Origin of the sequence: Faecalibacterium sp. BIOML-A4 (assembly GCF_009679665.1) — a bacterium.
Lineage (GTDB): Bacteria > Bacillota > Clostridia > Oscillospirales > Ruminococcaceae > Faecalibacterium > Faecalibacterium taiwanense.
The window spans coordinates 11,721-37,426 of record NZ_WKZG01000002.1; the positions used below are offsets into that span (position 1 = coordinate 11,721).

Below are 25,706 nucleotides of genomic sequence, written 5' to 3' on the forward strand. Positions count from 1 at the left end.
TTATGCAGTGACTTTGTCTTTATGCGTATAAATCAGTATTTTGCTGGTATATCAATTGGATTATTCAGCATTCCGGGCACATCCGCGGATCTCGTCCAGCGTTTTCACGCCGTTCTTGTCCATCCATGCGGCCATCTCGTCGGCAATGGTCTCCATGGCGCGGGGGTTGGCAAAGTTTGCGGCACCCACCTGCACCGCCGCAGCACCCGCCATGATGAACTCCAGTGCGTCACGGCCCGTGGCGATGCCGCCCAGACCCACCACCGGGATGTTCACAGCGCCCACGGCCTGCCACACCATGCGCAGGGCAATGGGCCGCACCGCCGGGCCGGACAGGCCCGCAAAGATGTTGTTGAACACCGGGCGGCGCTTTTCCAGATCAATGGCGCAGGCCTGGAAGGTGTTGGTCAGGCTGATGGCGTCCGCACCGGCGGCTTCCACGGCCTTGCACATCTCAGGGATGTTCTCGGCCTGCGGGCTCAGCTTGACCATCAGGGGCTTTTTGCAGGCAGCGCGCACCATGCGCACCACCTCACCGGCAGCTTCGGCTTTCACGCCGTAGGCCATGCCGCCCACCTTGACGTTAGGGCAGGAGATGTTCAGTTCCACGATGTCCACGGCGCTGTCGCTCAGCATCGCGGCACCTTCCACATACTCTTCCTCACTGTGGCCGCCAAGATTAGCAATGGCCACCGTGCCGTACTTCTGCTTCAGTTCCAGCATCTCGGGCAGCTCCACGTCAATGAAGTGCTGCACGCCGGGGTTCTGCAGACCGATGCTGTTGATGAGGCCGGAGGGGGTCTCCCACAGGCGCTCGCCCTTGTTGCCGTACTGGCCGTGCAGGGTCAGGCCCTTGCCGGAGATGCCGCCGATCTTGGCAAAGTCTGCCAGCTCTTCGTACTCCACACCGTAGCCCACAGTGCCGGATGCGCCGATGACCGGGCTGTTCATCACAAAGCCCAGCAGGTTGGTTTTCAGGTCAGCCATCAGAAGAACACCTCCGTTGCATCAAATACCGGGCCGTTCTTGCACACGCTCTTGCCCTCGCCGCCCCTGGTCTCGCAGGTGCAGCCAAGGCAGGCACCAATGCCGCAGGCCATCTTCTTTTCCATGCTCACAAAGCAGGGGGTGCCCTTCTCGGCACACAGGCGGGCAGCGTTCTTCATCATGACCGTGGGGCCGCACACCAGCACCACATCGTAGTCGGCGGGGTCGTACAGCTGGGTGACAAAGCCGTGGAAGCCCACTGCGCCGGTGTCGGTGGACACCTTGACGAGGTTTGCGATCTCGCGGTACTCCTCCATGCAGTAGGGGGCATCCCGGAAGCCGAAGAACACATCCGGCTTCACGCCTGCCGCTGCCAGCTCGCGGGTGAGCTGGAACATGGGCGCGGTGCCGATGCCGCCGCCCACCACAGCGATCTTTTTGTACTTGCTCAGGATGTCCGGCACATCAAAGCCGTTGCCCATAGGGCCGGTGAGCTGGAAGGTATCCTTCATTTTGAGCTGCGCGATCTTTTCAGTGCCCTCGCCCACCACCTGATACAGAAACTCGATGGTGCTGCTGTCCGGGTTCCAGCGGTGCACGCTGATGGGCCGGGACAGGAAGGGGGCTTCGTCTGCGCCCCATGCACGCAGGGTAAAGAACTGGCCTGCGTGGGGTGCGTGATCGCGGTCCGGCCAGACCACCGTCAGCAGGCGGATGTCCGGGGCAATGACCTCATTGCGCAGAACAGTGGCTTCACAGCAGGCTGCACGCATGAGCAATGGCCTCCTTCATATTCACACATTCGTTGTAAGCGGCTTCGTCAAAGGCAGTGCCCGGCTGCTTCTTATAGGCCAGCAGGATGCCGCGGCTGGAGTTGACCACGCCGCCGTTGCCCTTGGTGAGGTACTGGGCAATGTCCTCGGCCTTGCCGCCTTGTGCGCCGTAGCCGGGGATCAGGAAGAAGCTGTCCTGATACTTTGCACGGATCTCGGTGGCCTCCTCGATGTGGGTGCCGCCGATGACCAGACCGATGGAGGAGTAGCCGTGCTCGCCCATGTAGTCCTTGCCCAGAGCGTTCAGCTTGTCGCCCACCAGATCGTAGACGTGGCGGCCGTCGGCCAGCTTCTCATACTCAAAGTCCTTGGCACCGCCGTTGGAGGTGCGGCAGAGCACGAACATGCCCTTGCCCTGCTTTTCGGCGTAGGGCAGGTAGGGGCTGATGGAGTCCAGACCCATATAGGGTGCCAGCGTGACGAAATCGCTCTCGAAATCACCGGTAAAGTGACCCATGGCGTACATCTCGGCGGTCTTGGCAATGTCGCCGCGCTTGATGTCGGCGATCACCGGCACACCGGCCTCACGCACAGCCTTCAGGGTGTCGGCGTAGGCCTTCATGCCCTCAAGACCCAGAGACTCGTAGTAAGCGATCTGCACCTTGTAGCAGCCTGCCACGGCCTTGGTGGCGTCGATGAGCTTCCTGTTGAAGCGCACGATGTTTTCGCCGCGGGACAGGGTGCTGTCCACGAAATCCTCGGGTAGGTAGCTGAAATCGGTATCCAGACCTACGCACACCGGGCCGCGGGCTTCCACAGCTTCGTACAGTTTGTCCATGTTCGTCATTTGGGTGTACCTCCTGTTTGCTCTCTTTTTATATTAGGTAGCTCCCTCTCAGTCAACGCCTTGCGGCGTTGCCAGCTCCCCCGAAAAGGGGAGCTTTTCCTCTGCTGCCTGATACGTCATCCTCCCAACTGTGGGACTGCTTTTCCGGCAGATGGCATAAAGCTCGCCCTTCGGGAGAGCTGGCGCGCAAGCGCCTGAGAGGGTTTCGTTCTTCTTACTCCTCTGCCTGATAGGTCAGCTTGCCGCCCTTGATGGTGGCGCAGACCTTGCCAAACAGCTGGGCGCCGTCGAACGGGGTGTTGTGAGATTTGGAATGCAGCTTGTCCTTGTCCACGGTGTAGGGGGTATCCAGATCCACCAGCACCATGTCGGCATCGTAGCCCGGCTCCAGCTGGCCCTTGGCAAGGCCCAGAATTTCTGCCGGGCGGGTGCTCATCAGGTGCACCAGCACTTCCAGCGGCAGGCCTTCCTGCTTGCAGAGCTTGGTGTAGCAGACACCGAAAGCGGTCTCACTGCCCACCATACCGGCCATGCCCTTGAGCTTGTCCTCTTCGGAGTGGGGCGCGTGGTCGGTTGCAATGGCATCCACGATGCCGGTGCGGATGCCGTCCACCAGCGCCTGCACATCGTCGGCGGTGCGGATGGGCGGGTTCACACGGTAATCGCAGGTGTCATTGGTGAACCACAGGTGGTGCGGGGTCACCTCGCAGGTGACGGGTGCCCCCCGCAGCTTTGCCATCTGGATGGCATCCAGCGCACCGCGGGTGGACACGTGGCACATGTGCAGCTTGGTCTGGTAGTATTCGCTCAGCCAGCAGTTGCGCACCGTCTCGATGTCCTCCGCCAGACGGTAGTCCCACGGGCTGATCTCCATATCCTCGGCGTGGCTCATCACGGTGATATCCTTCTGGGTGCAGATGGCGAAAGCCTTTGCCATGGTGGCATTGTCCTGCACGCCGTGGCCGTCCTCGGTGATGAACTTCACACCGGCAGGCAGGGTCTTGAGGTGGTCGATGCTCACACCGTCAAAGTTCTCGGTGATGGAGACGGTCTGGTTTACATCGCACAGGCCTACTTCGGCAGCCTTCTGCTCCACCATGAACGCCTGTGCCGCAGAAGAGCACACCGGCTTTGTGTTGGGCATCAGGTTCACGAAGGTGTAACCGCCGGCGGCTGCGGCGCGGCTGCCGGTCTCGATGTCCTCCTTGTACTCAAAGCCCGGGGTGCGCCAGTGGCAGTGCAGGTCCACAAAGGCGGGCAGCACGGTCAGCCCGCCGGCATCAATGACCGTTTCGTTCTCCCCGGCCAGTGCCTCCAGCTCCTGACCTACAGCAGCGATCCTGCCGTCCTTCACAAAAATCTCAAGCGGTCTTCCTTCGGTGTTCACAGCATTTACAAGCAGCATCGCAGTTCCCTCCTGATTTGCGTTTGTCTGGTTCGGCTTTCCGGCTTACGGGCAAAAAAAAACTTTTCCCCGCAAAGGGAAAAGCTCATTCCACAAAAAAAGGAAACAACGAACCCACGGCAAAACCGGATGCGAACTGCTTGTTCAGTTTGGTGCACATCGCGCTTTTCTGCATGGTGCTGTCTCCTTTTACAAGTCTGGAATCTTTTCATAATATTTTAGCATAGAAGCGCGAAATGTGTCAATGCTTCCGCATATATTTTGTTGCAAAAAGGTTTGCCGCTTCCCTCCCGGAATTTTAGCTACTCTACCCAAAAGCAGTTTTTCCCCGCCAGATTCAGGGTTAGTCACGTCAATTCCTAGCATATTGCTGTACATTCCCGTCCGGGTGTGCTATTATAATATGGTCAAAAGAGTCAGAGGCTGTTTTCATGGCAGAGGCGTGATTTTTATTCAGAGCAGCTTCATCGGAATCAGGAAAGAGAGGGTTTTCCCATGGGTTTGTTGGAGGACGCGCGGAACATCCAGCGCAAGGACCCCGCTGCACGCAACGTGCTGGAGGTCATTTTGCTGTATCCGGGCTTTCACATTCTGGTGTATCACCGCATTGCGCACTGGCTATACCAGCACAAGCGGTTCTTTCTGGCCCGGTGGGTCAGCCAGCATGGCCGCCGCCGCACCGGCATCGAGATCCACCCCGGTGCCACCATCGGCAGATGCCTGTTCATTGATCACGGCATGGGCATCGTGTTCGGTGAGACCTGTGAGATCGGGGACAACTGCACCATCTACCACGGTGTCACTCTGGGCGGCACCGGCAAGGACACCGGCAAGCGCCACCCCACTCTGGGCAACAACGTGCTGATCGGTGCAGGCACCAAGGTCCTTGGCCCGGTGTATATCGGGGACAACTCCCGCATCGGCGCAGGCAGCGTGGTGCTGCGCAATCTGCCCGCCAACTGCACCGCTGTGGGCGTGCCCGCCGAGGTGGTGCGCATCAACAACAAGGCCGTGAACCCGGCGGACGATCTGGATCAGCAGGATCTGCCGGATATCGTAGCCCAGCGCCTGACCGATCTGGACCGCCGCCTCGGCGCACTGGAAAACGCTGCGCAGGGCGACACCCCGCCCACGGCAGCGCAGATCGCCGCACGACAGAAGTCGTAACGATTCAGAATGCCCTCCGCTTGCGCTCTGGGCATTATTCAAGGAATTTATATTTTTTAGAAGTAAGTCGGAAAATCCTGCGGGATTTTCCGACTTGCCTTTTCACTGGAGCGGGCGCAATGAAGAAGTGGCCTGTTTCCCGGCTGTGCGGCTGTTTCCGCAGGAAGCAAGCACAGACAGATCAAGTTTCCCTCTTGGCCTCCTTTCGTGAAAATGCAACAGCGGACAGCCCGCAGGCTGTCCGCTGTTGCTCTATTATAAGATATTTTTCCGCTGAAGATGCCCAGAGCGCAAGCGGAGGGCATTTTCAATAAACCCTTTTTCCGCAGCCTTCCCCGGCGCAGAGAGCTTTCACCTTCTGCACCGCAGCGGCCACCAGATCACTGATGGGCTGCTCCGGCACACCCACGATATAGTTTTCGCAGTGGTTCACCGGGATGAGCACCCGCGTCGCATGGCTCTGGCACACGGCCGTGGCCATGGCGGGCGTGATCTCGCCCAGCAGTGCATCCGCAACGACGATGCCGATGGGCCCCACGATGATATCCGCGCTGCGGCAGTTCACCACCACGGCGTTCTCGCCGGTGGCGGCACGCGGGGCACCGGCCTTGCGCATGGCGTTTGCCGCCAGACTGTTGGTGCCCACCGCAGTGAGCCGGGCCTCCGGACACTGCGTGCTCAGGGCTGCCACCAGCTGTTTGCCAAGGCCCCCGCCCTGCCCGTCGATGACGAGCACATTCATCGGCTGCATCAGAAGTCGATTTCCTCAAGGCGCAGCAGCGCGATGATATAGATCTTCACGGCTTCCAGCAGCTTGTCGATGGGTGCCGCTTCGTTTGCACCGTGCATCGGGCCGCCAAATTCCGGCAGCGGCAGGTCCACATGCTCGGGGCCAAAGCTGACCGCATAGGGGAAGTGGCGGGCATAGGTGCCGCCGCCCATGGTGAAGGGCTTGGCGTTCTCGCCGGTCACTTCGTTGTAGGTGTTGATGCAGGCCAGAATGGCAGGGCTGTCGGCTTCAATATAGAAGGGCTCGGCAGCGGTCACATCACGCAGCTCAGCGCCGTCGCCCAGTGCGGCACGGATCTGCTCGGTCATCTTTTTGCCGTTGGTGCAGGTGGGGAAGCGGCTGTCCATGGTCTGGAAAATGCGGCCATCTTCCATGTAGATGCGGCCGCCGATCACGGTCAGCGGGCCAAAGGGGCCGTCGGCGCAGTTGATGCCCAGACCCTCACCGGCAGTGGAAGCGTGCAGCTTGCGCACAGCCTCCAGATAGGTGCGCTCGGTCTCATTGCACAGGCCGTTGTCCAGCAGGTAGTTCACCACCAGACCAATGGCGTTCACGGTGCCCTGCGGCATGGCTGCGTGGCCGGACTTGCCCCAGCCGCGGATGCGCACGCCGTCGCCTTCCGGCTCCAGCGTGATGTTGGGGGCATTCTTCAGCTTAGAGATATCGGTTCTGACCAGCGCGCTTGCACGGTCGGGCACGGCGTTGTTTGCCACACCGCCCTCGATCTCCACGATGACGCCGTTGCACACCGGGCTGACGATCTTGGCACCGAACAGGCCCTTCTCGCCGTTGCACACCGGGAACTCGGCATCCGGGGTAAAGCAGAAAGCGGGAGCCGGGTAGTTCTTGAGGTAGTAGTCCACATCCTGCATGTGGGTCTCCTCGTTGGTGCCTGCCAGTGCGCGGATGGGGTAGCGCAGCTCATAGCCCTGCTCCTTGAGGAACTTCAGGGCATACAGGGTAGCCACCATGGGGCCTTTGTCGTCGGCAACGCCGCGGCCCAGCAGCCAGCCGTCCTGAATGCGCATGGTGAAGGGGTCGGCCGTCCAGCCGTTGCCCACGGGCACCACGTCCACATGGCAGATGGTCGCCAGATACTTTTCAGGGTCCTTGCCGGCCAGCTCTGCATAGCCGATGTAGTTTTCACAGTTGCGGGTGGCAAGGCCCATGCCTGCAGCCAGCTCCAGCGTCTTGTCCAGTGCGGCGCGGGGGCCTGCGCCATAGGGTGCGCCCTCTTCCGGGGTGCCCTCTACGCTGTTGACTGCCACCAGAGCGGCAATATCCTTCAGCAGCTGTTCCTTGTTTTGCGCAATATATGCGTCGATTTTCTGATTCAGTGCCTGATCCATGATCTTATCGTTCCTTTCTGTCCGGCAGCTTTGCGCCGCCGGTTTCAAAACACCTTTTTATTTTAGCATACTCAGCGGCAAAATGCCATTGTCAATTGTTGTTCTTTGCCAGAACACAGTCTTTTTTTCTCAGCCCACCGAGAACAGGGTGCTCAGCGCACCCAGTAGGCCCGCGCTGGCCAGACCCATGATGATGCCCGCCAGCAGCACGCCGCCCATGCAGGCCTTGACCACGTCCTTGAACTTCATATCCAGGATCGAGCCCGCCAGCGTCCCGGTCCACGCGCCGGTGCCCGGCAGCGGGATACCCACGAACAGCAGCAGCGCCACCACAAGGCCGCGGCCCGCCTTGGCTTCCAGTGCGCGGCCGCCTTTCTCGCCTTTGACGATGCAGAACTTGCAGATTGGCCCGATAAGGGGCTTGTGGTAGCCCCAGATCAGGAATTTGCGTGCAAACAGATAGATGAACGGCACCGGGATCATGTTGCCCACCACGCACACCAGATAGGTGGGCAGGATGGGCAGGCCCATGCCAAGCCCGATGGGGATGGCTCCGCGCAGTTCAATGAGCGGCACCATGGAAACAAAAAATACCAGCAGATAGCTTTTGAGCATAGAGTCTCCTTTTTCCTGCTCTTTCCGGGAGAGCAGGCATTTTTTACAGGTTACAGGTCAATGTCCAGCTCCACCGGGCAGTGGTCTGAGCCGAAGATCTCGTTGTGGATCTCCGCCGCGCGGATCTTATCGGCAATGCGGCGGGACACGATGAAGTAATCGATGCGCCAGCCCGCATTCTTCTCGCGGGCGTGGAAGCGGTAGCTCCACCAGCTGTACTTCACCTCATCCGGGTGCAGCACGCGGAAGCTGTCGGCAAAGCCTGCGTCCAGCAGTTCGGTCATTTTGCCGCGCTCCTGATCGGTAAAGCCTGCGCTCATGTGGTTGGTCTTGTCGTTCTTGATGTCGATCTCCCTATGGGCAACATTCAGATCGCCGCACAGGATCACCGGCTTTTTTGCGTCCAGTGCCAGCAGGTAGGCACGGAAGGCATCCTCCCACTCCATGCGGTAGTCCAGACGCTTCAGCCCGTCCTGACTGTTGGGGGTATAGCAGTTCACCAGCCAGAACCCCGGGTATTCCAGCGTGAGCACACGGCCCTCGTGGTCGTGCTGCTCAATGCCGATGCCGGTGGTCACGGACAGCGGCTGCTCACGGCACCAGCAGGCCGTGCCGGAGTAGCCCTTCTTCTCGGCAGAATAGGTATACTCGGTGTAGCCATCCGGCGCAAAATCCGCCTGACCGGGCTGCATCTTGGTCTCCTGCACCGAAAAGATATCGGCATCCAGAGCCGCAAAGCTCTCGGCAAAGCCATGGGTCAGGCAGGCGCGCAGGCCGTTGACGTTCCAGCTGATCAGTTTCATAGGTATACTCCTCTTTATGTTATGCCTGATATTTGGTTTTCCATACACCGCTGCGGAAGCGGAGCACAAAGCATGTCACGCGGCAAACCCAGTCAATGATCATTGCGATCCACACGCCCACAGCGCCCCAGCCCATGCGCACGCACAGCAGGTAGCTGAAGCCCAGCCGCCACACCGCCATGCTCAGGATGGACACGATCATGGTGAACTTCACATCGTTGGCTGCACGCAGGGCGTTGGGCAGCACGAAGGACAGGGTCCACAGCAGGATGGCAAAGCCTGCATGGATACGTACCAGCAGCTCAGAAAGCACCATCGTCTCACCGGACAGCGCGTAGATGCCGATGAGCTTGTGCAAAAACAGCAGGATGGCACCGTTGGAAAGACTCATTGCGATGTAAGACCACACCGTCAGCTTGCGGGTATAATAAACAGCCTGCTCGTCGTCCCGCGCACCGATGCAGCGGCCCACCACCGTGATCATGGCAAGGCTCAGGGCCTTGCCGGGGATAACGCCCATGCCGTCCAGATTGTTTGCCACGGCGTTTGCTGCGATCTGCACTGTGCCGAAGGTGGAGATCATGCTCACCACCAGAATGCGTCCGGCCTCGAACAGGCTGTTCTCAAAGGCGGACGGGATGCCGATGCCCAGAATGCGCTTTGTCATCTTTGCATCCAGCCGGGTGGTCTTTGGCACCGTGATGGCATTGCCCTTCTGGTAGCACTTGCGCAGGATAAGGGCCGCTGCCACCACACGAGACAGCACGCTGGGCCATGCAACACCGTCTACGCCCATTTTAAATCCGAAGATGCACACTGCGTTGCCCACAATGTTGATCACGTTCATCAAAAAGCTGATCTGCATGGAGATCTTGGAGTTGCCCATGCTGCGGAACAGTGCCGCACCGCCGTTATACAGTGCCAGAAACGGATAACTGATGGCGATGACGCGCAGGTACAGCACGCTGGCATCCAGCACATCGGCATCGATGGCACCGTAGAACAGCCGGATCATCGGCCTTGCAAAAACAAAACAGAATGCCCCCACCAGCAAACCGAATACGCCGCTGAGCAAAAGCAGCTGGCCAGAGCTTGCATCGGCATCCTTCTGATCCCGCGCACCCAAAAACTGGCTTACCACCACTGCGCCGCCAGTGGCCAGCGCCGCAAACAGCACGATGATGAGGTTGTTGATCATGTCCACAAGGCTGACACCGGAAATGGCCGCTTCGCCGCAGCGGGACACCATCATGGTATCGGCCATACCCACGGTCACTTCCAGCAGCTGCTCCACCAGCAGCGGGCCGGTCAGCAGCAGCAGTTCCTTTTGTGTGAACAGCGGCTTCCGCCCTCCGAAGAGCGGCTTTTTTGTTCCGCTCACCGCCTGATTTTCCATTGATATGCTCCTTTCCCCGTGCCGGGCCATCCTGCCCGGACACATACGCCCACCCTTCGCAGGGCAGACTTCCCATTGAATGTATTCATCTTAGCACACGGACCGGTTCTTGTAAAGAACTGTCGCATTCTGCGTCTTTTTTGCCGCCGTTCCGGGCCGCACCTGCTCATTTTTATGCTTGTTCGTCAGTTTGCCGGGAACTTCTCGTTGAATTTGTGCGTTTCTCCAAAAATGCGATTTTTCGCACGTTTATTGGTGAAAAATCGAAAAAAGGGCTTGTAATTCTTCCAAAAAAGTGGTATGTTGTATCCAACAAAGGCATCACGTTGGATACATGAACTTCTACGAGCGGTTCTTCGCTCAGCACAAAACCTTTGTTCTTAAAATTGCTATTTTCTTCATTTACCTTCTTATCATTTACCCTGCCTGCCCCGCAAGGGGCAAGAAAAGCGATGACTCAACCTGCACGAGTCACCGCTTTTTCTTTTTGTCTGTGCTATCGCAGGCCTAACCATTTAAATGCCCTCCGTTTCACTCTGGGCATTTTCAGCGGAAAAATATTTTTATATTTGCAAATCAGGAATGACTGCGGTCATTCCTGATTTGCTTTTTCACGGGAAGGGGCCGTGGCAAGCAGCTGCATCTGCTGGCGCTCGCTCCCCTGCGGGGAGCTGTCGCACAGCGACTGAGGGGCCTTGAAATCGGCGCAACACAAAAAATCCTTTAGCGGAGCGACTTGGATTTTTTGTATGGAGCCCAACAGCTTTGGGGTCTGAAAGGGGCGTGCAGCCCCTTTCTCGTTGCGGGGTGGGTGGAGTCCAGAGGCAGGGAGGGGGGACTCGAAACACCCCTCCCTGCCTCTGGCCCAGCGGAGCGTCACCGGCGGAGAAGAATTTTATAAAAGCCCTTAAGCCTATCCCACGCGACCGCTCTCTGCACAAGAAGCAACTTTTTCCGTGAAAAAGCAAATCAGGAAGATCAGCTGATCTTCCTGATTTGCAATATTAAAAATAACTTTTCCGCTGATGATGGCGCAGCGCACGCGGAGCCATTTTAAATCTTCAGCCCTTCACAAGTTCCGCAAACGCCTTCCGCACATCGCCAGAGAAATACAGCGTGCCCAGTGCGCACACCGGGCCTTCGCCGCCCAGCTCCACCGCCCGGGCCACGCCCGCTTCAATGGAAGCTTCTGCTTCCGCCCTGCAGCCATAGGCCCGGATGTGTTCTGCCAGCGTTTCGGCAGGCATGGCGCGCGGCGTGTGCGCCGCCACCGTGACGAACCGCACCGCCAGCGGTGCCAGCAGGCTGAGCATCTGGTCCACATCCTTGTCTGCCATGATGCTGACCAGAAAAACGAACTTCTGCCCCGGGAAGCGGTCTCTCAGGCTCTGCACCGTGGCACGCATTCCGTGGGCGTTGTGGCTGCCGTCCAGCAGGAAGGCGGGCGCGTGCCGCAGCAGTTCAAAGCGGCCCGGCCAGCTCACCGTTTCAAGACCGGTACGGATGGCATTTTCCGGGATGTTCCAGCCATGGGTGCGCATCACCCGCAGAGCCGTGATAGCCAGCGCCGCATTTCGCGGCTGGTAGCTGCCGATCAGGGGCAGGTGCACATCCGTCAGGCCGTCAAAGTCGAACTCCACTGCGTCAAGGCTGCCGCCCTCGTATTTCAGCCTGCTGAAATCCACCTCAGTCAGCTCGGCATGCTTTTCAGCACAGACGCGGCGGATAACAATATCTGCTTCCGGCACACCGCCGTAGCTCACCACCGGACAGCCTTCCTTGATGATCCCCGCCTTGGCGGCGGCAATGTCCGCAAGGGTGGGGCCAAGCTCCTTCACATGATCCATACCCAGTGCCGTGATGACTGCGCACTCCGGGGCATCAATGACGTTGGTGGAATCCAGCGTGCCGCCAAGGCCCACCTCCAGCACCACGATCTCACATTTTTGCTGGGCAAAATAGAGCATCCCAAGCGCCGTGATGATCTCAAACTCGGTGGGCACATCTTCCATGGCATCGGCGGCGGGCTTTACCTGCTCCACCAGTTTCACCAGCTCTTCGTCCGGGATCTGCACGCCGTTGATCTGGATGCGCTCGTTGAAGCGGTTGATGAAGGGCGAGGTGTACAGGCCCACCCGATAGCCCGCGGCCTGCAGGCAGGACGCCATCATGGCGGCGGTGCTGCCCTTGCCGTTGGTGCCAGCAACATGCACGAATCTGAGCTGTTTGTGCGGGTCGCCCAGTGCGGCCAGCAGGGTGCGGGTGCGCGTCAGGCCGGGCTTGTGGCCGGCCCACTGGACCGCATGGATGTATTCCATTGCCTGTTCGTAATTCATTGTAATGCCTCTTTTTACTTTTTCACCATCTTCATCAGGGTACGGTTCTCCAGCAGGATGCGCAGCAGCACAGTGTTCACCGCAGCCAGGATCAGTGCATTGGGGATGCGCACTGCCAGCGTTGCCCACGGGTAGCCGTAGAAGATGCGCAGTGCCAGCGAGGTGATGACCATGGAACCCACAAAGTGTCCCAGCAGCACGCTGATCTGCAGCCGCAGGCCGGTGCGCAGCCCGGGCAGCTTCTGCCATGCAAGCCCCGCCACCAGACCAATGGCACCCGCGCCCAGCGTGATGAGCGGGTTGATGGCGTAGCCTGCCAGCACGCCGCCGATCATATCGGCCACAGCGCCCACGGCAAAGCCGGCACCGGGGCCGAACAGCAGCGCTGCCAGCAGCACCGGCAGGCTGCCCAGATTGAACCGCACAAAGCCGGTGGAGATGCTCAGCACCCGGCTGAACACGATACTCATTGCCACCAGCAAGGCCAGCATGGTGAGCGTGCGGACGGAATTTTTCGAGTTGTTCATATCAACTGTCCTCCTTGCAAAAGGAATACCGGGCGGGCGGTCTGCACAAACAAAAACGCCCTCCCTGTGACAAACCGCACAAAGGAGGGCGTGAATCCAACAACTTTCACTTCCGGGCGGGACGCAAGCCGTCTCGCCTGCACCCAAGTCCATGCAGCAGCGGGATGCAGACCATGCACCGCGGGTACACCTTCGTCCACAGCACAACTCCCCGTTGATGCGGCACTTAACGCACATGGTCTTACTCTGTTGATGGTTTTATTATAGTCCTTTTGCCACAGCCATGCAACCGCCTGCACAGACAACTTTGCCAAACCACCTCGTCAAATTTTAGCAGTTGTGCATAGCATCTGCCGGGTTTTGGCCTGTGTCCCCTTTTCATTTGCCGCATAACGTGGTAAGATGGGTTTAACCTTAAATATGGAGTCTTCTCCCGGAAAGGAATGTTTCCCGATGAAATTCAACGAAATGACCTATACCCGCCCGGACATCGGTGCCCTGCTGGCCCGGTGCAAAGAGCTGGCCGCAAAGGCCGCTGCCGCACCCGACGGCGATGCCCTTGTCCGGCTCTACTATGAGCAGAGCGAAGCCTTTGCAGAGTACAACACCGCCGCAAACCTTGCCAACATCCACTACACCTGCGACACCCGCGACGCTTACTGGAAGGCCGAACAGGACTTCTTTGATGCCAACGGCCCCGCCGTGACCAACGCCAGCGTGGAGATCAGCCGGGCTTTCCTTGCGAACCCGCATGTGGATGTCCTGACCGCGAAGTTCGGCACCACCTGTGTGGCCGGTATGAAGAATGCCGTTCTGGGCATGGATGACCGCACCGTGGAGCTGCAGCAGCAGTTCAATGCTCTGGTGAGCCGCTACCAGCAGATCTACGGCGGCGCACTGGTGGAGCTGGACGGCAAACAGCTCACCATCCCGCAGCTGGGCCCCTACAAAGAAGATCTGGACCCTGCCGTGCGCCGCGCCGCCTACGAGGCCGAGGCCGGTTACTTTGACGCCCACCGTGCCGAGCTGGACGAGCTGTACGGCGAGATCGTGAAGAACCTGAATGCACAGGCCCGGGTGATGGGCTATCACGACTACAGTGAGCTTTCCTACGTCCGCATGAACCGCATCGGCTACGGCCCGGAGGAGATCCGGAAATTCCGCGATCAGGTGGCAAACGATGTGGTGCCCCAGCTGCAAAAGGTGATGGCTCTGCGTGCAAAGCGCACCGGCATCGCCCGCCCCACCTTCACCGATCTGCCCATCATGTTCAAGGACGGCAATCCCAAGCCCATTCCCGGCTACAAAGCCCGTATGGATGCCGCCCGCACCATGTACCATGAGCTTAGCCCGGAAACCGCCGAGTTCATCGACTTTATGCAGGACAACGAGCTGTTCGATGTGGAGAGCCGCCCCGGCAAGATGTCCGGCGGCTATATGACCAGCCTGCCCAGCTACAAGGCCCCCTTCATTTTTGCCAACTGGAACAACACCTCCGGCGATGTGGACGTGCTGACCCACGAGTGCGGCCACGCCTTTGAGGGCTATGTGGCCGAGCGTGATCCCGAAGTGCCCGCCGATCTGGAATGCCCCGGCATGGAGAGCGCCGAGATCCACTCCATGGCCATGGAGTTCCTGACCGCACCGTGGCATCATCTGCTCTTCGGCCGGGATACCGACAAATACGCCCTGCTCCACGCTGAGGACAGTTTTGTGTTCCTTGCTTACGGATGCGAAGTGGACGAGTTCCAGCACATCATGTACCAGAACCCGGATCTGACCCCCGATGAACGCAATGCCGAGTGGCTCAAGCTGGAAAAGAAGTACCGCCCGTGGATCGATTTTGCCGGTCTTCCCTTCTATGGCCGCGGTGCAGGCTGGCAGCGTCAGCTGCACATTTATGAGTGCCCCTTCTACTATATCGACTACTGCCTGTCCACCATGGCCGCACTGCAGTTCTTTCTGCTGAGCCTGACCGACCACAAGGACGCATGGCAGCGCTATCTGCGCCTTGTGCGCCGTGCAGGCATGGCCAGCTACACCGAGCTGCTGGAGACTGCCGGGCTGAAAGTTCCCTTTGAGGAGGGCAGCATCAAGGGCATTGCCCAGCAGATGACCGACTGGCTGGAGACCCATCAGGTATAAGAAGCCGTTTTCATCCGCACCGCACCCCGTCTGAATGGTCGTTTTGATGCATCTGAGGGGCGATTCATGCCGTTTTGCTGTCGGGAGCCGTAAAATCTGGTATGCTCTGGACAGAGAAAAAGCGTTTCTGTGAAGCGAAAGGAGATCCTTATGAAACTGACCGGACTGTTCAAGCGCGGTGCCGCCTGCCTGTGCACCGCCGCCATCCTGATGGGCGGCGTCTCCGCCTTTGCCCTGAGCCCTGCTCTTCCGGACGAGCCTGCCCCGGCAGAGCTTTCTGTGACCAATGCAGTGTCGGAGGCGCAGCTGCGCTCTGCCCTGTCCAAGCTCACTGTCACCTATGACAGCGAGGCCGAGGGCTGGCAGATCGATTCTCCCTACGAGGAGGCCAGCATGGAAAAGGCCTCCTGCGGTCTGTACCCCTACCTGTTCGTTACCAACGATGATCCCACCGTGTATCTCAGTCTGGGCATGACCTACTTCGGCAATAAAAAGCTGGACATGAAATCTGTTCGGGTAGAGACCGAGGATAACTACTACGACTTCACCTGTGATGAAGAGTTCATCGGCGGCTACGACAACGACCTCAAGGCATGGTTCGCCTATGAGCTGTTCGATATGGACGACGAGACCAGCTGGCTGAACGAGTGGCTTGCCGCCAAGAGCGTCACCGCCACCTTTACCGGCAAAGACGGCTCCACCAAGACCTACACCCTGACCAAGGACAACCTGCAGGCCATCCGCGACATCCTGAATGCCTACGACACCCTGCTCGGTTCCGATGTTTCCACTGCCCGCGTTGTGCTGCGCAGCCTTGTAAAGTAAACATTATCTGCTTACAGCAAAAGCCCCCGGAACGTTTCACACCGTTCCGGGGGCTTTGTGTTATGCCTTATTCAGGTTCAGGCGCTTCTCTTACAGGTTGAAGTAGCGCTTTGCGTTGTCGAAGCAGATGCCCTTGACGATCTTCTCCAGAGCCTTCTCGTCGTTGGGATACTCGCCATCCTCGACCCACTGGCCGATGATGTTGCACAGGATGCGGCGGAAGTAGTCATGACGGGTGTAGCTCAGGAAGCTGCGGCTGTCGGTCAGCATGCCAACGAAGTTGCCCAGCAGGCCCAGGCTTGCCAGACGGGTCATCTGCTCTTCCATGCCGATCTTGTGGTCATTGAACCACCATGCGGATCCGTGCTGGATCTTGCCCGGCACCTCGCTGTTCTGGAAGCAGCCCAGAATGGTGCCGATCTGTGCATCGTCGGCGGGGTTCAGGCTGTAGATGATGGTCTTGGGGCACTCGTCGGTGTCGTTCAGGGCGCTCAGCAGGCTTGCGATCTCGCCGCCGCAGGTAGCGGTGTTGATCATATCATAGCCGGTGTCGGGTCCCAGCAGAGCGTTCATCTTGCGGTTCACGCCGCGCAGGCAGTTGTAGTGGATCTGCATGGCGATGCCCAGACGGTGATACTGCTTGCCCAGATGGATCAGGATGTAGGTCTGGTACTTCTCAGCCTCTTCCACGGTGCAGGTCTCGCCGGCCATCACCTTCTGGTAGATGGCGTTGACCTCTTCCTTGGTGGCCTCACGGTAGGGGATGTAATCCAGACCGTGGTCCGAAGCGCGGCAGCCCATCTCGGCAAAGAACTCGATGCGCTTGGTCAGAGCGTCGGTGACGCAGTCGATGCAGGCCAGCTTTTCCTTGCCCACAACAGCGGCCAGCTTGCCCATGTACTCGGCAAAGCCGGGCTTGTTGATGTTGATGGCCTTATCGGGGCGGAAGGAAGGAGCCACGGTGAACTTGATGGTGGGATCTTCCTTGATCTTCTTGTGCCAGTACAGATCATCGATGGGGTCATCGGTGGTGCCGATGAAGGCCACGTTGGACTGCTCGATCAGGCCGCGGACGGTCAGCTTGGGGTCATGCTGCAGCTTGTCGTTGCACAGGTTCCAGACTTCCTCAGCGGTATCGCCGTTCAGCACGCCCTCGTAGCCGAAGAACACATGCAGCTCGAGGTTGGTCCAGTGGTACATCGGGTTGCCGATGGCCATGGGCAGAGCCTCTGCAAACTTCTGGAAGCGCTCGCGGTCGGGCTTATCACCGGTGATGTACTCCTCGGGCACACCGTTGGAACGCATCACGCGCCACTTGTAGTGGTCGCCAAAGTAGCTGCCGTCCGGGTTGCGGCCGCCCAGCCATACCTGAGCGATGTTCTCAAAGCGGCGGTTCTCGTAGATCTCACGGGGAGGGATGTGGCAGTGGTAGTCGCAGATAGGCATATCCGCAGCGTAGTCATGATACAGATGCTGAGCAGTGGGAGACTGGAGCATGAATTCCTTATCCATAAATGCTTTCATGGGTCGATAACTCCTTTTCTCTGATGGTTTTTGTTAAAAATCCGTCAAACCTTGTGTACAACGGGACGCCCGCCTGCACGGGCAGGTTTGTCTTACCTTTAGTATAACGGAAAATGCGCATGTATACAACTGAAAAAGTGACAAATTTTCTAGCACACAATTGTGCTTTTCGCTGGAAATGCCCCAAATCGTCACCTTAAGGCTAAAAATATTGCACAAAGCTCTTGACTTATTTGTATACAACAGCATAAAATAGGGTAAGGAGCAGAGGGCAGACAAAGAGGCTCTCTGATAAGCAAAGCAAGTTTATAAAGGAGATCAACAAGATGGAAACTTTGAACTACAAGGTTCTGGAAGGCACCGGCTATAACGGCTACATCCTGAAGGATGCACCCGTCAAGGTCATGCAGTTTGGCGAGGGCAACTTCCTGCGTGCTTTCGTGGATTACTTCTATGACATCGCAAACGAGAAGGCCGGCTACAACGGCAAGGTCAAGCTGGTGCAGCCCATCAGCAACTTCCCCCAGATGGCAGACTGGATCAACGAGCAGGAAGGCCTGTACACCCTGTACCTGCGCGGCAGTGAGAAGGGCCAGAAGGTCGATGCAAAGCGCGTGATCTCCTGCGTGTCCGACTGTGTGTGCCCCTACATCGACGGCAAGTGGGACGAAGTGCTGGAACTGGCACGCTCTGCCGATCTCGAGACCATCGTTTCCAACACCACTGAGGCCGGCATCGCCTACACGCAGGGCGACAGCCAGTTCGATCAGGTTCCTCCCAACAGCTTCCCCGCAAAGCTGACCCGCGTGCTGTTCGAGCGCTACAAGGCATTCAACGGCGCTGCTGACAAGGGTCTGGCCATCCTGTCCTGCGAGCTGATCGACAACAACGGCAAGGAGCTGCAGAAGTGCTGCAACAACTACGCCAAGGATTGGAATCTGGAGCCTGCCTTCATCGACTGGATGAACAACGCAAACACCTTCTGCTCCACTCTGGTGGACCGCATCGTTCCGGGCCGCATCCGCGATCCCAAGGAACTGGCTGCCATGGAAGAGGCCAACGGCTACCATGATGCCGCTCTGGACGTGGGCGAAGTGTTCGGCGTGTGGGTCATCGAAGGCCCCGCTGAGCTGGAGGACAAGCTGCCGTTCAAGAAGGCCGGCGTCAACGTCATGGTCGTGCCCGATGTTACCCCCTACAAGAAGCGCAAGGTCCGCATCCTGAACGGTGCACACACCGGCTTCGTTCTGGGCGCATATCTGGCCGGCTTCGACATTGTGCGTGACTGCATGCACAACGACACCATCCGCGGCTTCATGAACAAGATGCTGCACGAGGAGATCATCCCCACCCTGCCGCTGGACAAGAAGGATCTGGAAGAGTTTGCTTCCGCTGTTGAGGACCGCTTCAACAACCCCTTCGTCAACCACGAGCTGATGAGCATCTCCCTGAACTCCACCTCCAAGTGGAAGGCCCGCAACATGCCTTCCTTCCTGGCTTACATCGAGGAGCAGAAGCAGCTGCCCAAGTGCCTGACCATGTCTCTGGCAGCCTACATTGCCTTCTATTCCAGCGACATTCAGGAGCGCACCGCCGACGGCCTGATCTGCAAGCGTCCTGCCGGCAACACCTACAAGATCCAGGATGACGCATGGGCACTGGACTTCTACTATGCACACAAGGACGACACCGCTGCTCAGCTGGTGAACGCCGTGCTGACCAACACCCAGATGTGGGATCAGGATCTGGCCAAGATCGAGGGTCTCGAGGCCGCTGTTCTGGCTGATCTGGAAATGATCCGCACTCAGGGTGCCGAGGCTGCTTACAAGAGCTGCCTGTAAGCCTGATCGTTTAAAAGAAACATTGCTTTGAGGTGTGAACCCTCTCAGTCCGCTTCGCGTCCAGCTCCCCCGAGGGGGGGAGCTTTTGCGGAAACGTGGAAACGTAAAGTTTTCATCGCAAAGACCTCGCCCTTCGGGAGAGGTGGCATCGCATGGCGATGACGGAGAGGGTTCATTCCCTTTTGTGCGATACGATAAGGAGAACTACTATGCCGCAGGCAATTCATATCAGCCCCATCGACAACGTGGTCGTTGCTCTGCACCCCATTGCCAAGGGCACGCTGGTGGAAGTGGATGGTCTTTCCGTGACTGCTCTGGAGGACATTCCGCAGGGCCACAAGATGGCCGTGAAGCCCATCAAGAACGGTGAGAACGTGATCAAGTACGGCTTCCCCATCGGCCACGCCACCGCAGATGCCGCTCCCGGCAGCTGGATGCACACCCACAACGTGCACACCAACCTGTCCGGTGAGGTAGAGTACAGCTACAACCCCGCCCCGGATCTGGCTCCCCTGCCCAAGGTCGAGCCGGAGACCTTTATGGGCTTCCGCCGCAAGGACGGCCGCGCCGCCATCCGCAATGAGATCTGGATCATCCCCACCGTGGGCTGCGTCAACGACATCGCCAAGAAGATCGTTGCCGACAATCAGGATCTGGTCACCGGCTCCATCGAGGGCCTGTACACCTTCACCCATCCCTTCGGCTGCAGCCAGACCGGCCACGACCATGCACAGACCCGCAAGCTGCTGGCTGCGCTGGTGCGCCACCCCAATGCTGCCGCCGTTCTGGTGCTGCATCTGGGCTGCGAGAACCTGCAGCACGATCAGTTCGTGGAAGAGCTGGGCGAGTACGACCACGACCGTGTGAAGTTCCTCACCTGTCAGGAGGTGGACGACGAGTTCACCGCTGCCCGCGATATCCTCAAGGAGCTGGCTGCCTATGCCGGGCAGTTCAAGCGTGAGCCTATCCCCGTGTCCGATCTGGTGGTGGGCATGAAGTGCGGCGGCTCGGACGGCCTGTCCGGCATCACCGCCAACCCCACCATCGGCCGCTTCTCCGACATGATGGGCCAGCGCGGCGGTTCCACCGTGCTGACCGAGGTGCCCGAGATGTTCGGTGCCGAGGGCTTCCTGATGGATCGCTGCATCAACCATGATGTCTTTGTCAAGGCTGAGCACATGATCAACGGCTTCAAGGATTACTTTATCAGCCACAACGAGGTGGTCTACGATAACCCCTCTCCGGGCAACAAACAGGGCGGTATCACCACGCTGGAAGACAAGAGCTGCGGCTGCGTGCAGAAGGGCGGCACCGCCCCCATCATGGACGTGATCGGCTACGGTGATCCCGTTGTCACCAAGGGCCTGAACATGCTGTACGGCCCCGGCAACGATCTGGTTTCTGCCACGGCCATGACCGCCGCAGGCGCACACCTGATCCTGTTCTCCACCGGCCGCGGCACTCCGTTCTCGGCCCCGGCTCCCACCCTGAAGATCTCCACCAACACCCCGCTGGCCCAGAAGAAATCCGGCTGGATCGACTTCAACACCGGCGTGATCGCCGATGGCGAAAAGACCATCGACGAGGCTGCAAAGGATCTGCTGGATCTGGTCATCCGCGTTGCAAGCGGTGAGCAGACCAAGGCCGAGAAGCACGGCTTCCGCGAGATCTCCATCTTCAAGGACGGCGTCGTTCTGTAATCGTTTCGAGGCTGCTGTATGGCACTTTGGCTGTACGGCAGCCTCTTTGTGCATGAAAACGGAAGGGAAGTGTTTTTATGGCTATGACCACTCGCATGATGATCTATGCGTTTCTGCTTTACGGCGGCATTTTTGCCGCTATCGTGGCCGTTATTGCAAGGGTCATAAAATATCTCATTCGCTATGGCATTGATTATTATTTTGAAAAACTGGCACAGAACCAGAAACATAAGGAGGACTGAACTATGAATCAGATCACCACCCGTTATGTCACCGAAAACGGTGCCTGCTATGAGCAGTACGTTATCACCGATGCTGAGGCAAAGACCGAGCTGGTCATCACCCCGGAGCGCGGCGGCATGATCACCGGCTTCTCCCTGAACGGCGAGGAGTACATCTGGACCCGCCACCCCAATTTTTCCGAGTGCAACCGCCCCCGCTTCGGCGTGCCGGTGCTGTTCCCCAACTGCGGCCTGCCGGATAACGGCGTGCACATCTTTGACGGCAAGGCATACCCCATGGAGAACCACGGCTTTGCCGACCTGTGCGCATGGGATGTGGAAAGCGTCGGCCCGGACGGCGTGACCCTGATTTTGGAGTCCACCCCGCTGACCAAGTTCCTCTATCCCTTCGATTTCACCGTGCTGATGAACTATAACCTCGAGGGCAACACTGCCGCCATCAACATGACCGTGATCAACGAGGGCGACACCAACATGCCCTTCAGCTTCGGCTTCCACCCCTACTTCAAGGCTTCCAAGCTGGAGAATGTGGACTTCGATATCAAGTGCGCCACCTGTTCCGAGAGCGCCAAGGGCGAGCAGCCCGCTGCCCCGGAAAAGATCACCCTCACCCGCAAGGAAGGTGCTGACAACAGCGTGCGCCTGCTGACCGGCGTGCAGTTCCCCATGACCCTCACCGACAGCGGCAGCGGCCACAAGGTGACTGTGGATGCCGACGACAGCTTCGACCACGCCGTGCTGTGGCAGCAGGATGCCGAGAGCTTTGTGTGCATGGAGCCGTGGAACGGCTGGGCCAACAGCGTCAATGAGGAAGGCAAGCACGAAGTGCTGGAGCCGGACGAGGCCATGACCGCTGATTGGAGCATCACCATCGAGAAGGTCTAAGCTTCATATCGTATAACAAAAAGGACACACCATTGTGGTGTGTCCTTTTTGTTATGATTCAGTTCTTTGCCGGAATCACAAAGCTCTTATTTTCCGCCGGGTCCCAATAAAGCAGTTCCACCCTGCCGCCCTGTGCCAGCAGTTTTTCCTTCGGTTCCTGCTTTTGCCAGCAGCGTTCCAGCAGCTTTTCCATGTCGGCATCAGCAGACACCTTCTCCGGGCAGAGGGCGCTGCCCTGCCACCTGCCGTCGGCATACAGGCTCAGCGCACCGGCATTGCCCTCCAGAATGGCTGCAATGTCCTTCTTCATGCGGTCGTAGTCGTACTCCACGGCCTTGTACTGCCCATGCCACAGGCCGAAGAACACCGAGAACTCGCCGCCCAGTTCAATGAGCAAATTCTCATCATTGTGCGGGTTCTTGACCACAAAAGCCACATCCCCGTTTTCCATGTAGTCGAAGTCCGGCTCCTCATTCGTGTGCACGGTCACATGCTGGCTGCTCAGCGCCGCAAGCAGGTCCTCCTGCACGGCACTGGTATCCGGGATCTCATCATAATTGATATTTGCGTTCATGGGATGCTCCTTTTCTCTGTACTATTTGTGTTGTTATTTTTCACCAGACCGCACAGGTCTTCTTATTTTCCTTCATATTGCCGGATCATTTTTATACGCTGTGTAACAGAATCCATAAAACGGTTCACCCTACTTCACATTAGATCAATGCTTTTTGAATCTAACCATCGAACACACGACCTCGACACGATCCTGATTGTCCAAACTCAATTCAAGGTCATGGTCGATGATGGGCAGCTTGAACCGGACGGACTTCAGCCACTGTCCATTAGGCTGGCGTTCCGGGTAGATCTGCACCTCGTCGATCAAAATCTCCACCAGTCTGCGGCGTTCCGCCTCGGTTATGGTGGCATAAAGCTTGTCGAAGCAAATCAGAATCTTATAGATGTTGTCGCCTGTGATTTTGTCGGCTTCAATGGCCTGCTTCTTTGCCCGGGCATCCATCAGTCCATTTTTCACCTCTTCGATTTTATCGTACATCTTATAAAGGCGGTCGTCAAGGTCGGATTTTCGGGCGATAAAGTGCCGGTCGTCCGGGTCAAGGCTGTCGATCTCCTCCATAAGCCGGGATTTTGTGGAGTAGTGCTGCCGCAGCTGCTTCTCATAGGCGGCGATCTCCTGCTCAATGGCAGTGGTATCCACCTTCATGTGTAGACCTTGGTCTTTTCTGCTGCCATTTCCAGCATCTCCCGTTCGTACCGTCTTGTTCGGAATAGACTTTGCAAGCAAAGTCGTGTGCCAAAGGGCGCTGCTCTCGCCTGTCGGCTCGGTCAAGCGCTTCAAAATGCAACGCATTTTGAGGTTGCCACTGGCGACCCGCGCCCCTTTGGATTCTCCGTTCACATTGTCCTACGGACGATGTGATTTTATTGTTGTAGCGATTCGCTTCATCCCGGTTTCGTCCCGGTTTGCAGAATGCCCTTGCAATCCGAAAGGAGCCGTGCTATAATGCCGCTGTAATTGAATCAGAAATCTTCAGGGCAGGGTGCGATTCCCTACCGGTGGTACAGCCCACGAGCCGTAAGGCATGATTCGGTGAAACTCCGAAGCCGACAGTACAGTCTGGATGAAAGAAGATACCAAGCGCAGAGCCCGCACGGTTCTGCGCTTGTGGAGGCTGCTCTGGGATGCGTTTGCATTCTGGAGCTTTCTTTTTTGCACAAGGGTCCCTTGTGTCTTTTCGGCTTGCCCTGAACGGTTTTGTTCAGGGCTTTTTCTTTTGGAGGCGACACGATGAACGACAAAGAGTATATGCGTCTGGCTTTGCAGCTTGCAAAAAAAGGTTGCGGATGGACATCTCCCAACCCGATGGTGGGTGCCGTGGTCGTAAAAGAGGGCAGGATCATCGGACAGGGCTGGCACCAGAGATACGGTCAGGCTCATGCGGAGCGCAATGCGCTGGCATCCTGCACCGAAGATCCGCAGGGAGCGACCCTGTATGTGACATTGGAGCCGTGCTGCCATTACGGAAAGCAGCCGCCCTGCGTGGATGCGATTCTGGACGCGGGCATTCACCGGGTGGTCGTGGGTTCTGCTGACCCGAATCCGCTGGTGGCTGGAAAAGGAATTGCAATCCTGCGCGCACACGGCATAGATGTGACCGAAAATGTTCTGCAAGAGGAATGCGATGCGCTGAACAAGGTGTTCTTCCACTATATCACCACAAAACGCCCCTTCGTTTCCATGAAATACGCCATGACGATGGACGGAAAAATCGCCACATACACAGGCGCTTCCAAATGGATCACCGGGGAAATTGCCCGGAATCATGTTCAACGGCAGCGACACCGATTCCGCGGCATTATGGTGGGAGTCGGAACCATCCTAGCAGATGACCCGCTGCTGACCTGCCGGATAGAGGGTGGCCGTGATCCCGTCCGGATCATCTGTGATACACATTTGCGGACACCGCTGCAATCACAGGTGGTCATGACCGCCAAACAGGTTCCGACCATTCTTGCGACCTGCTGCGGCGACCCGGAGAAGCAGGCGGCATATCAACAGGCCGGGTGCCGGGTCCTTTGTCTGGAAGCGCATTGCGGTCATGTGAATCTTCTGCAACTGATGGAACAGCTGGGGCAGGAGCAGATCGACAGCATTCTGCTGGAAGGCGGCGGAACCTTGAACTGGTCTGCACTGGAAAGCGGCATCGTGCAGCAGGTACAGGCTTACATTGCCCCGAAGCTGTTCGGAGGAAGGGATGCCAAAGCACCCATTGAGGGTGCAGGTGTCCCGCTTCCGGATGCTGCATTCCGCCTGAAGAACAGCCGATTGGAACAGCTTGGCAAAGATTTCCTGATCGAAAGTGAGGTGGAGTACCCGTGTTTACCGGAATCGTGGAAGAAGTCGGAACAATAAAATCCATCAATCGGGGACAGCATTCTGCCGTACTGACTGTTCGTGCAAAAGCGGTTCTGGAAGGAACCAGGATCGGTGACAGCATCGCCGTCAACGGCATCTGTCTGACCGTCAGGCAGCTCTTCCCGGATAGCTTTGCTGCGGATGTCATGCACGAGACCTTGAACCGCTCTGCACTTGCACAGCTCACCGTTGGAAGTGCTGTCAATCTGGAACGTGCCATGCCGGCCAACGGACGTTTTGGCGGACACATCGTAGCAGGCCATGTGGATGGCGTCGGACGCATTGCTAATATCCGAAAAGACGATACGGCTATCTGGTACACCATTCATGTAGATTCTGCGATCCTTCGCTATGTCGTTGAAAAAGGCTCTATCACAATAGACGGTATCAGCCTGACCGTGGCTGCGGTGGAACCTACGGGCTTTTCCGTGTCCACGATACCGCACACCGTCCGTCAGACGAACCTGAACCAACGGCACAAAGGGGATTTTGTCAATTTGGAAACCGATGTTGTTGGAAAATATATCGAGAGGCTGCTTCCATCAGAAACACCGAAGCAAAACACGCTCACAAAAGAAATGTTGCTGCGCTGCGGCTTTTAAGGAGAGTTTACG

At 58.0% G+C, this 25,706-nt stretch carries 23 protein-coding genes and 2 riboswitches; of the genes, 9 read left to right on the forward strand and 14 right to left on the reverse strand.

Features of this window, described 5'->3' with window-relative positions; translation table 11 throughout:
* Window positions 1-60: 60 nt before the first annotated feature.
* The 4 genes from GKG34_RS01785 to GKG34_RS01800 all read right to left on the reverse strand — a co-directional run bounded on the left by GKG34_RS01785 (window position 61) and on the right by GKG34_RS01800 (window position 4,012).
* Window positions 61-987: a dihydroorotate dehydrogenase gene (locus GKG34_RS01785; protein WP_005944201.1), complete on the reverse strand. Its 927-nt coding sequence runs from the start codon at window positions 985-987 to the stop codon at window positions 61-63.
* Window positions 987-1,760, reverse strand: a complete 774-nt coding sequence (locus tag GKG34_RS01790) for a dihydroorotate dehydrogenase electron transfer subunit (RefSeq protein WP_005944199.1) — start codon at window positions 1,758-1,760, stop codon at window positions 987-989. Before GKG34_RS01790 ends, GKG34_RS01785 begins: the two co-directional genes overlap by 1 nt.
* Entirely contained in the window at window positions 1,741-2,607 is an 867-nt protein-coding gene (gene pyrF, locus GKG34_RS01795; protein WP_005944198.1) for an orotidine-5'-phosphate decarboxylase, read from the reverse strand. Before pyrF ends, GKG34_RS01790 begins: the two co-directional genes overlap by 20 nt.
* A 214-nt stretch (window positions 2,608-2,821) precedes the next feature.
* Window positions 2,822-4,012 carry a dihydroorotase gene (locus GKG34_RS01800; RefSeq protein ID WP_154255480.1) on the reverse strand — a complete coding sequence of 397 codons (1,191 nt, stop codon included), beginning with the start codon at window positions 4,010-4,012 and terminating at the stop codon, window positions 2,822-2,824.
* A gap of 495 nt (window positions 4,013-4,507) precedes the next feature.
* Between GKG34_RS01800 and epsC the strand changes: the two genes are divergently transcribed.
* Window positions 4,508-5,179, forward strand: coding sequence for a serine O-acetyltransferase EpsC (gene epsC / locus GKG34_RS01805; RefSeq protein WP_005944190.1), 672 nt, complete (start codon window positions 4,508-4,510; stop codon window positions 5,177-5,179).
* 307 nt (window positions 5,180-5,486) lie between these two features.
* On the opposite strand, the gene GKG34_RS01810 is transcribed toward epsC, so the two are convergent.
* The 7 genes from GKG34_RS01810 to GKG34_RS01840 form a co-directional block, all read right to left on the reverse strand.
* The gene (locus tag GKG34_RS01810) at window positions 5,487-5,921 is read right to left on the reverse strand and encodes a DUF3842 family protein (protein WP_044954000.1); all 435 of its coding nucleotides are present in this window, start codon (window positions 5,919-5,921) and stop codon (window positions 5,487-5,489) included.
* 8 nt (window positions 5,922-5,929) lie between these two features.
* Entirely contained in the window at window positions 5,930-7,318 is a 1,389-nt protein-coding gene (locus tag GKG34_RS01815) for a Sapep family Mn(2+)-dependent dipeptidase (RefSeq protein ID WP_005944187.1), read from the reverse strand.
* Window positions 7,319-7,447: 129 nt separating this feature from the next.
* On the reverse strand, window positions 7,448-7,933 hold the full coding sequence (locus GKG34_RS01820; protein ID WP_005944184.1) for a small multi-drug export protein: 486 nt from the start codon (window positions 7,931-7,933) through the stop codon (window positions 7,448-7,450).
* A gap of 50 nt (window positions 7,934-7,983) precedes the next feature.
* A complete protein-coding gene (locus tag GKG34_RS01825) occupies window positions 7,984-8,736 on the reverse strand; it encodes an exodeoxyribonuclease III (RefSeq protein WP_005944181.1) in 753 nt (250 codons plus the stop codon).
* Between the two features lie 19 nt (window positions 8,737-8,755).
* Window positions 8,756-10,132 (reverse strand): MATE family efflux transporter, encoded by a 1,377-nt coding sequence (locus GKG34_RS01830; RefSeq protein ID WP_097774354.1) that lies wholly within the window; start codon window positions 10,130-10,132, stop codon window positions 8,756-8,758.
* A gap of 1,061 nt (window positions 10,133-11,193) precedes the next feature.
* A complete protein-coding gene (locus GKG34_RS01835; protein ID WP_097774353.1) occupies window positions 11,194-12,468 on the reverse strand; it encodes a folylpolyglutamate synthase/dihydrofolate synthase family protein in 1,275 nt (424 codons plus the stop codon).
* Between the two features lie 14 nt (window positions 12,469-12,482).
* Complete coding sequence (locus tag GKG34_RS01840) at window positions 12,483-12,995, reverse strand: folate family ECF transporter S component (protein ID WP_097781364.1); 513 nt, start codon at window positions 12,993-12,995, stop codon at window positions 12,483-12,485.
* A gap of 155 nt (window positions 12,996-13,150) precedes the next feature.
* Window positions 13,151-13,246: riboswitch (THF riboswitch) on the reverse strand.
* Between the two features lie 202 nt (window positions 13,247-13,448).
* Here GKG34_RS01840 and GKG34_RS01845 point away from each other — a divergent pair.
* Window positions 13,449-15,140 carry a M3 family oligoendopeptidase gene (locus GKG34_RS01845; RefSeq protein WP_154255481.1) on the forward strand — a complete coding sequence of 564 codons (1,692 nt, stop codon included), beginning with the start codon at window positions 13,449-13,451 and terminating at the stop codon, window positions 15,138-15,140.
* A gap of 150 nt (window positions 15,141-15,290) precedes the next feature.
* Window positions 15,291-15,965: a hypothetical protein gene (locus GKG34_RS01850; RefSeq protein ID WP_154255482.1), complete on the forward strand. Its 675-nt coding sequence runs from the start codon at window positions 15,291-15,293 to the stop codon at window positions 15,963-15,965.
* A gap of 90 nt (window positions 15,966-16,055) precedes the next feature.
* Here the strand turns inward: GKG34_RS01850 and uxaC are convergent, their stop codons facing one another.
* Complete coding sequence (gene uxaC / locus GKG34_RS01855; RefSeq protein WP_154255483.1) at window positions 16,056-17,489, reverse strand: glucuronate isomerase; 1,434 nt, start codon at window positions 17,487-17,489, stop codon at window positions 16,056-16,058.
* 326 nt (window positions 17,490-17,815) lie between these two features.
* Between uxaC and GKG34_RS01860 the strand changes: the two genes are divergently transcribed.
* From GKG34_RS01860 to GKG34_RS01870, 4 genes are all read left to right on the forward strand, one after another.
* On the forward strand, window positions 17,816-19,330 hold the full coding sequence (locus GKG34_RS01860; protein ID WP_154255484.1) for a tagaturonate reductase: 1,515 nt from the start codon (window positions 17,816-17,818) through the stop codon (window positions 19,328-19,330).
* A gap of 209 nt (window positions 19,331-19,539) precedes the next feature.
* Window positions 19,540-21,030, forward strand: a complete 1,491-nt coding sequence (locus GKG34_RS01865; protein WP_005944146.1) for an altronate dehydratase family protein — start codon at window positions 19,540-19,542, stop codon at window positions 21,028-21,030.
* Between the two features lie 77 nt (window positions 21,031-21,107).
* Window positions 21,108-21,272, forward strand: coding sequence for a hypothetical protein (locus tag GKG34_RS15620; protein WP_005944144.1), 165 nt, complete (start codon window positions 21,108-21,110; stop codon window positions 21,270-21,272).
* A 3-nt stretch (window positions 21,273-21,275) separates the two neighbouring features.
* Window positions 21,276-22,157 (forward strand): aldose 1-epimerase, encoded by an 882-nt coding sequence (locus tag GKG34_RS01870; RefSeq protein WP_005944142.1) that lies wholly within the window; start codon window positions 21,276-21,278, stop codon window positions 22,155-22,157.
* Window positions 22,158-22,215: 58 nt separating this feature from the next.
* Here GKG34_RS01870 and GKG34_RS01875 read toward each other — a convergent pair whose 3' ends face one another.
* Together GKG34_RS01875 and GKG34_RS01880 are read right to left on the reverse strand one after the other, a co-directional pair.
* Complete coding sequence (locus GKG34_RS01875; RefSeq protein ID WP_154255485.1) at window positions 22,216-22,731, reverse strand: hypothetical protein; 516 nt, start codon at window positions 22,729-22,731, stop codon at window positions 22,216-22,218.
* Window positions 22,732-22,875: 144 nt separating this feature from the next.
* Window positions 22,876-23,379: a resolvase gene (locus GKG34_RS01880; protein ID WP_243139191.1), complete on the reverse strand. Its 504-nt coding sequence runs from the start codon at window positions 23,377-23,379 to the stop codon at window positions 22,876-22,878.
* Between the two features lie 319 nt (window positions 23,380-23,698).
* A riboswitch (FMN riboswitch) is annotated at window positions 23,699-23,813 on the forward strand.
* Window positions 23,814-23,964: 151 nt separating this feature from the next.
* On the opposite strand from GKG34_RS01880, the gene ribD reads away from it, so the two are divergent.
* Both ribD and GKG34_RS01890 read left to right on the forward strand, forming a co-directional pair.
* Complete coding sequence (gene ribD / locus GKG34_RS01885) at window positions 23,965-25,089, forward strand: bifunctional diaminohydroxyphosphoribosylaminopyrimidine deaminase/5-amino-6-(5-phosphoribosylamino)uracil reductase RibD (protein ID WP_005920567.1); 1,125 nt, start codon at window positions 23,965-23,967, stop codon at window positions 25,087-25,089.
* Window positions 25,053-25,694, forward strand: coding sequence for a riboflavin synthase (locus GKG34_RS01890; protein WP_044953980.1), 642 nt, complete (start codon window positions 25,053-25,055; stop codon window positions 25,692-25,694). The genes ribD and GKG34_RS01890 overlap by 37 nt, the downstream gene beginning before the upstream one ends.
* The last annotated feature ends 12 nt before the right edge of the window (window positions 25,695-25,706 follow it).

What these genes read in the sequence shown, in the direction of transcription:
- GKG34_RS01785 (WP_005944201.1), bottom strand. Translation starts at nt 987, where the DNA reads ATGGCTGACCTGAAAACCAACCTGCTGGGCTTTGTGATGAACAGCCCG.
- GKG34_RS01790 (WP_005944199.1), bottom strand. Translation starts at nt 1,760, where the DNA reads ATGCGTGCAGCCTGCTGTGAAGCCACTGTTCTGCGCAATGAGGTCATT.
- pyrF (WP_005944198.1), bottom strand. Translation starts at nt 2,607, where the DNA reads ATGACGAACATGGACAAACTGTACGAAGCTGTGGAAGCCCGCGGCCCG.
- GKG34_RS01800 (WP_154255480.1), bottom strand. Translation starts at nt 4,012, where the DNA reads ATGCTGCTTGTAAATGCTGTGAACACCGAAGGAAGACCGCTTGAGATT.
- epsC (WP_005944190.1), top strand. Translation starts at nt 4,508, where the DNA reads ATGGGTTTGTTGGAGGACGCGCGGAACATCCAGCGCAAGGACCCCGCT.
- GKG34_RS01810 (WP_044954000.1), bottom strand. Translation starts at nt 5,921, where the DNA reads ATGAATGTGCTCGTCATCGACGGGCAGGGCGGGGGCCTTGGCAAACAG.
- GKG34_RS01815 (WP_005944187.1), bottom strand. Translation starts at nt 7,318, where the DNA reads ATGGATCAGGCACTGAATCAGAAAATCGACGCATATATTGCGCAAAAC.
- GKG34_RS01820 (WP_005944184.1), bottom strand. Translation starts at nt 7,933, where the DNA reads ATGCTCAAAAGCTATCTGCTGGTATTTTTTGTTTCCATGGTGCCGCTC.
- GKG34_RS01825 (WP_005944181.1), bottom strand. Translation starts at nt 8,736, where the DNA reads ATGAAACTGATCAGCTGGAACGTCAACGGCCTGCGCGCCTGCCTGACC.
- GKG34_RS01830 (WP_097774354.1), bottom strand. Translation starts at nt 10,132, where the DNA reads ATGGAAAATCAGGCGGTGAGCGGAACAAAAAAGCCGCTCTTCGGAGGG.
- GKG34_RS01835 (WP_097774353.1), bottom strand. Translation starts at nt 12,468, where the DNA reads ATGAATTACGAACAGGCAATGGAATACATCCATGCGGTCCAGTGGGCC.
- GKG34_RS01840 (WP_097781364.1), bottom strand. Translation starts at nt 12,995, where the DNA reads ATGAACAACTCGAAAAATTCCGTCCGCACGCTCACCATGCTGGCCTTG.
- GKG34_RS01845 (WP_154255481.1), top strand. Translation starts at nt 13,449, where the DNA reads ATGAAATTCAACGAAATGACCTATACCCGCCCGGACATCGGTGCCCTG.
- GKG34_RS01850 (WP_154255482.1), top strand. Translation starts at nt 15,291, where the DNA reads ATGAAACTGACCGGACTGTTCAAGCGCGGTGCCGCCTGCCTGTGCACC.
- uxaC (WP_154255483.1), bottom strand. Translation starts at nt 17,489, where the DNA reads ATGAAAGCATTTATGGATAAGGAATTCATGCTCCAGTCTCCCACTGCT.
- GKG34_RS01860 (WP_154255484.1), top strand. Translation starts at nt 17,816, where the DNA reads ATGGAAACTTTGAACTACAAGGTTCTGGAAGGCACCGGCTATAACGGC.
- GKG34_RS01865 (WP_005944146.1), top strand. Translation starts at nt 19,540, where the DNA reads ATGCCGCAGGCAATTCATATCAGCCCCATCGACAACGTGGTCGTTGCT.
- GKG34_RS15620 (WP_005944144.1), top strand. Translation starts at nt 21,108, where the DNA reads ATGGCTATGACCACTCGCATGATGATCTATGCGTTTCTGCTTTACGGC.
- GKG34_RS01870 (WP_005944142.1), top strand. Translation starts at nt 21,276, where the DNA reads ATGAATCAGATCACCACCCGTTATGTCACCGAAAACGGTGCCTGCTAT.
- GKG34_RS01875 (WP_154255485.1), bottom strand. Translation starts at nt 22,731, where the DNA reads ATGAACGCAAATATCAATTATGATGAGATCCCGGATACCAGTGCCGTG.
- GKG34_RS01880 (WP_243139191.1), bottom strand. Translation starts at nt 23,379, where the DNA reads ATGAAGGTGGATACCACTGCCATTGAGCAGGAGATCGCCGCCTATGAG.
- ribD (WP_005920567.1), top strand. Translation starts at nt 23,965, where the DNA reads ATGAACGACAAAGAGTATATGCGTCTGGCTTTGCAGCTTGCAAAAAAA.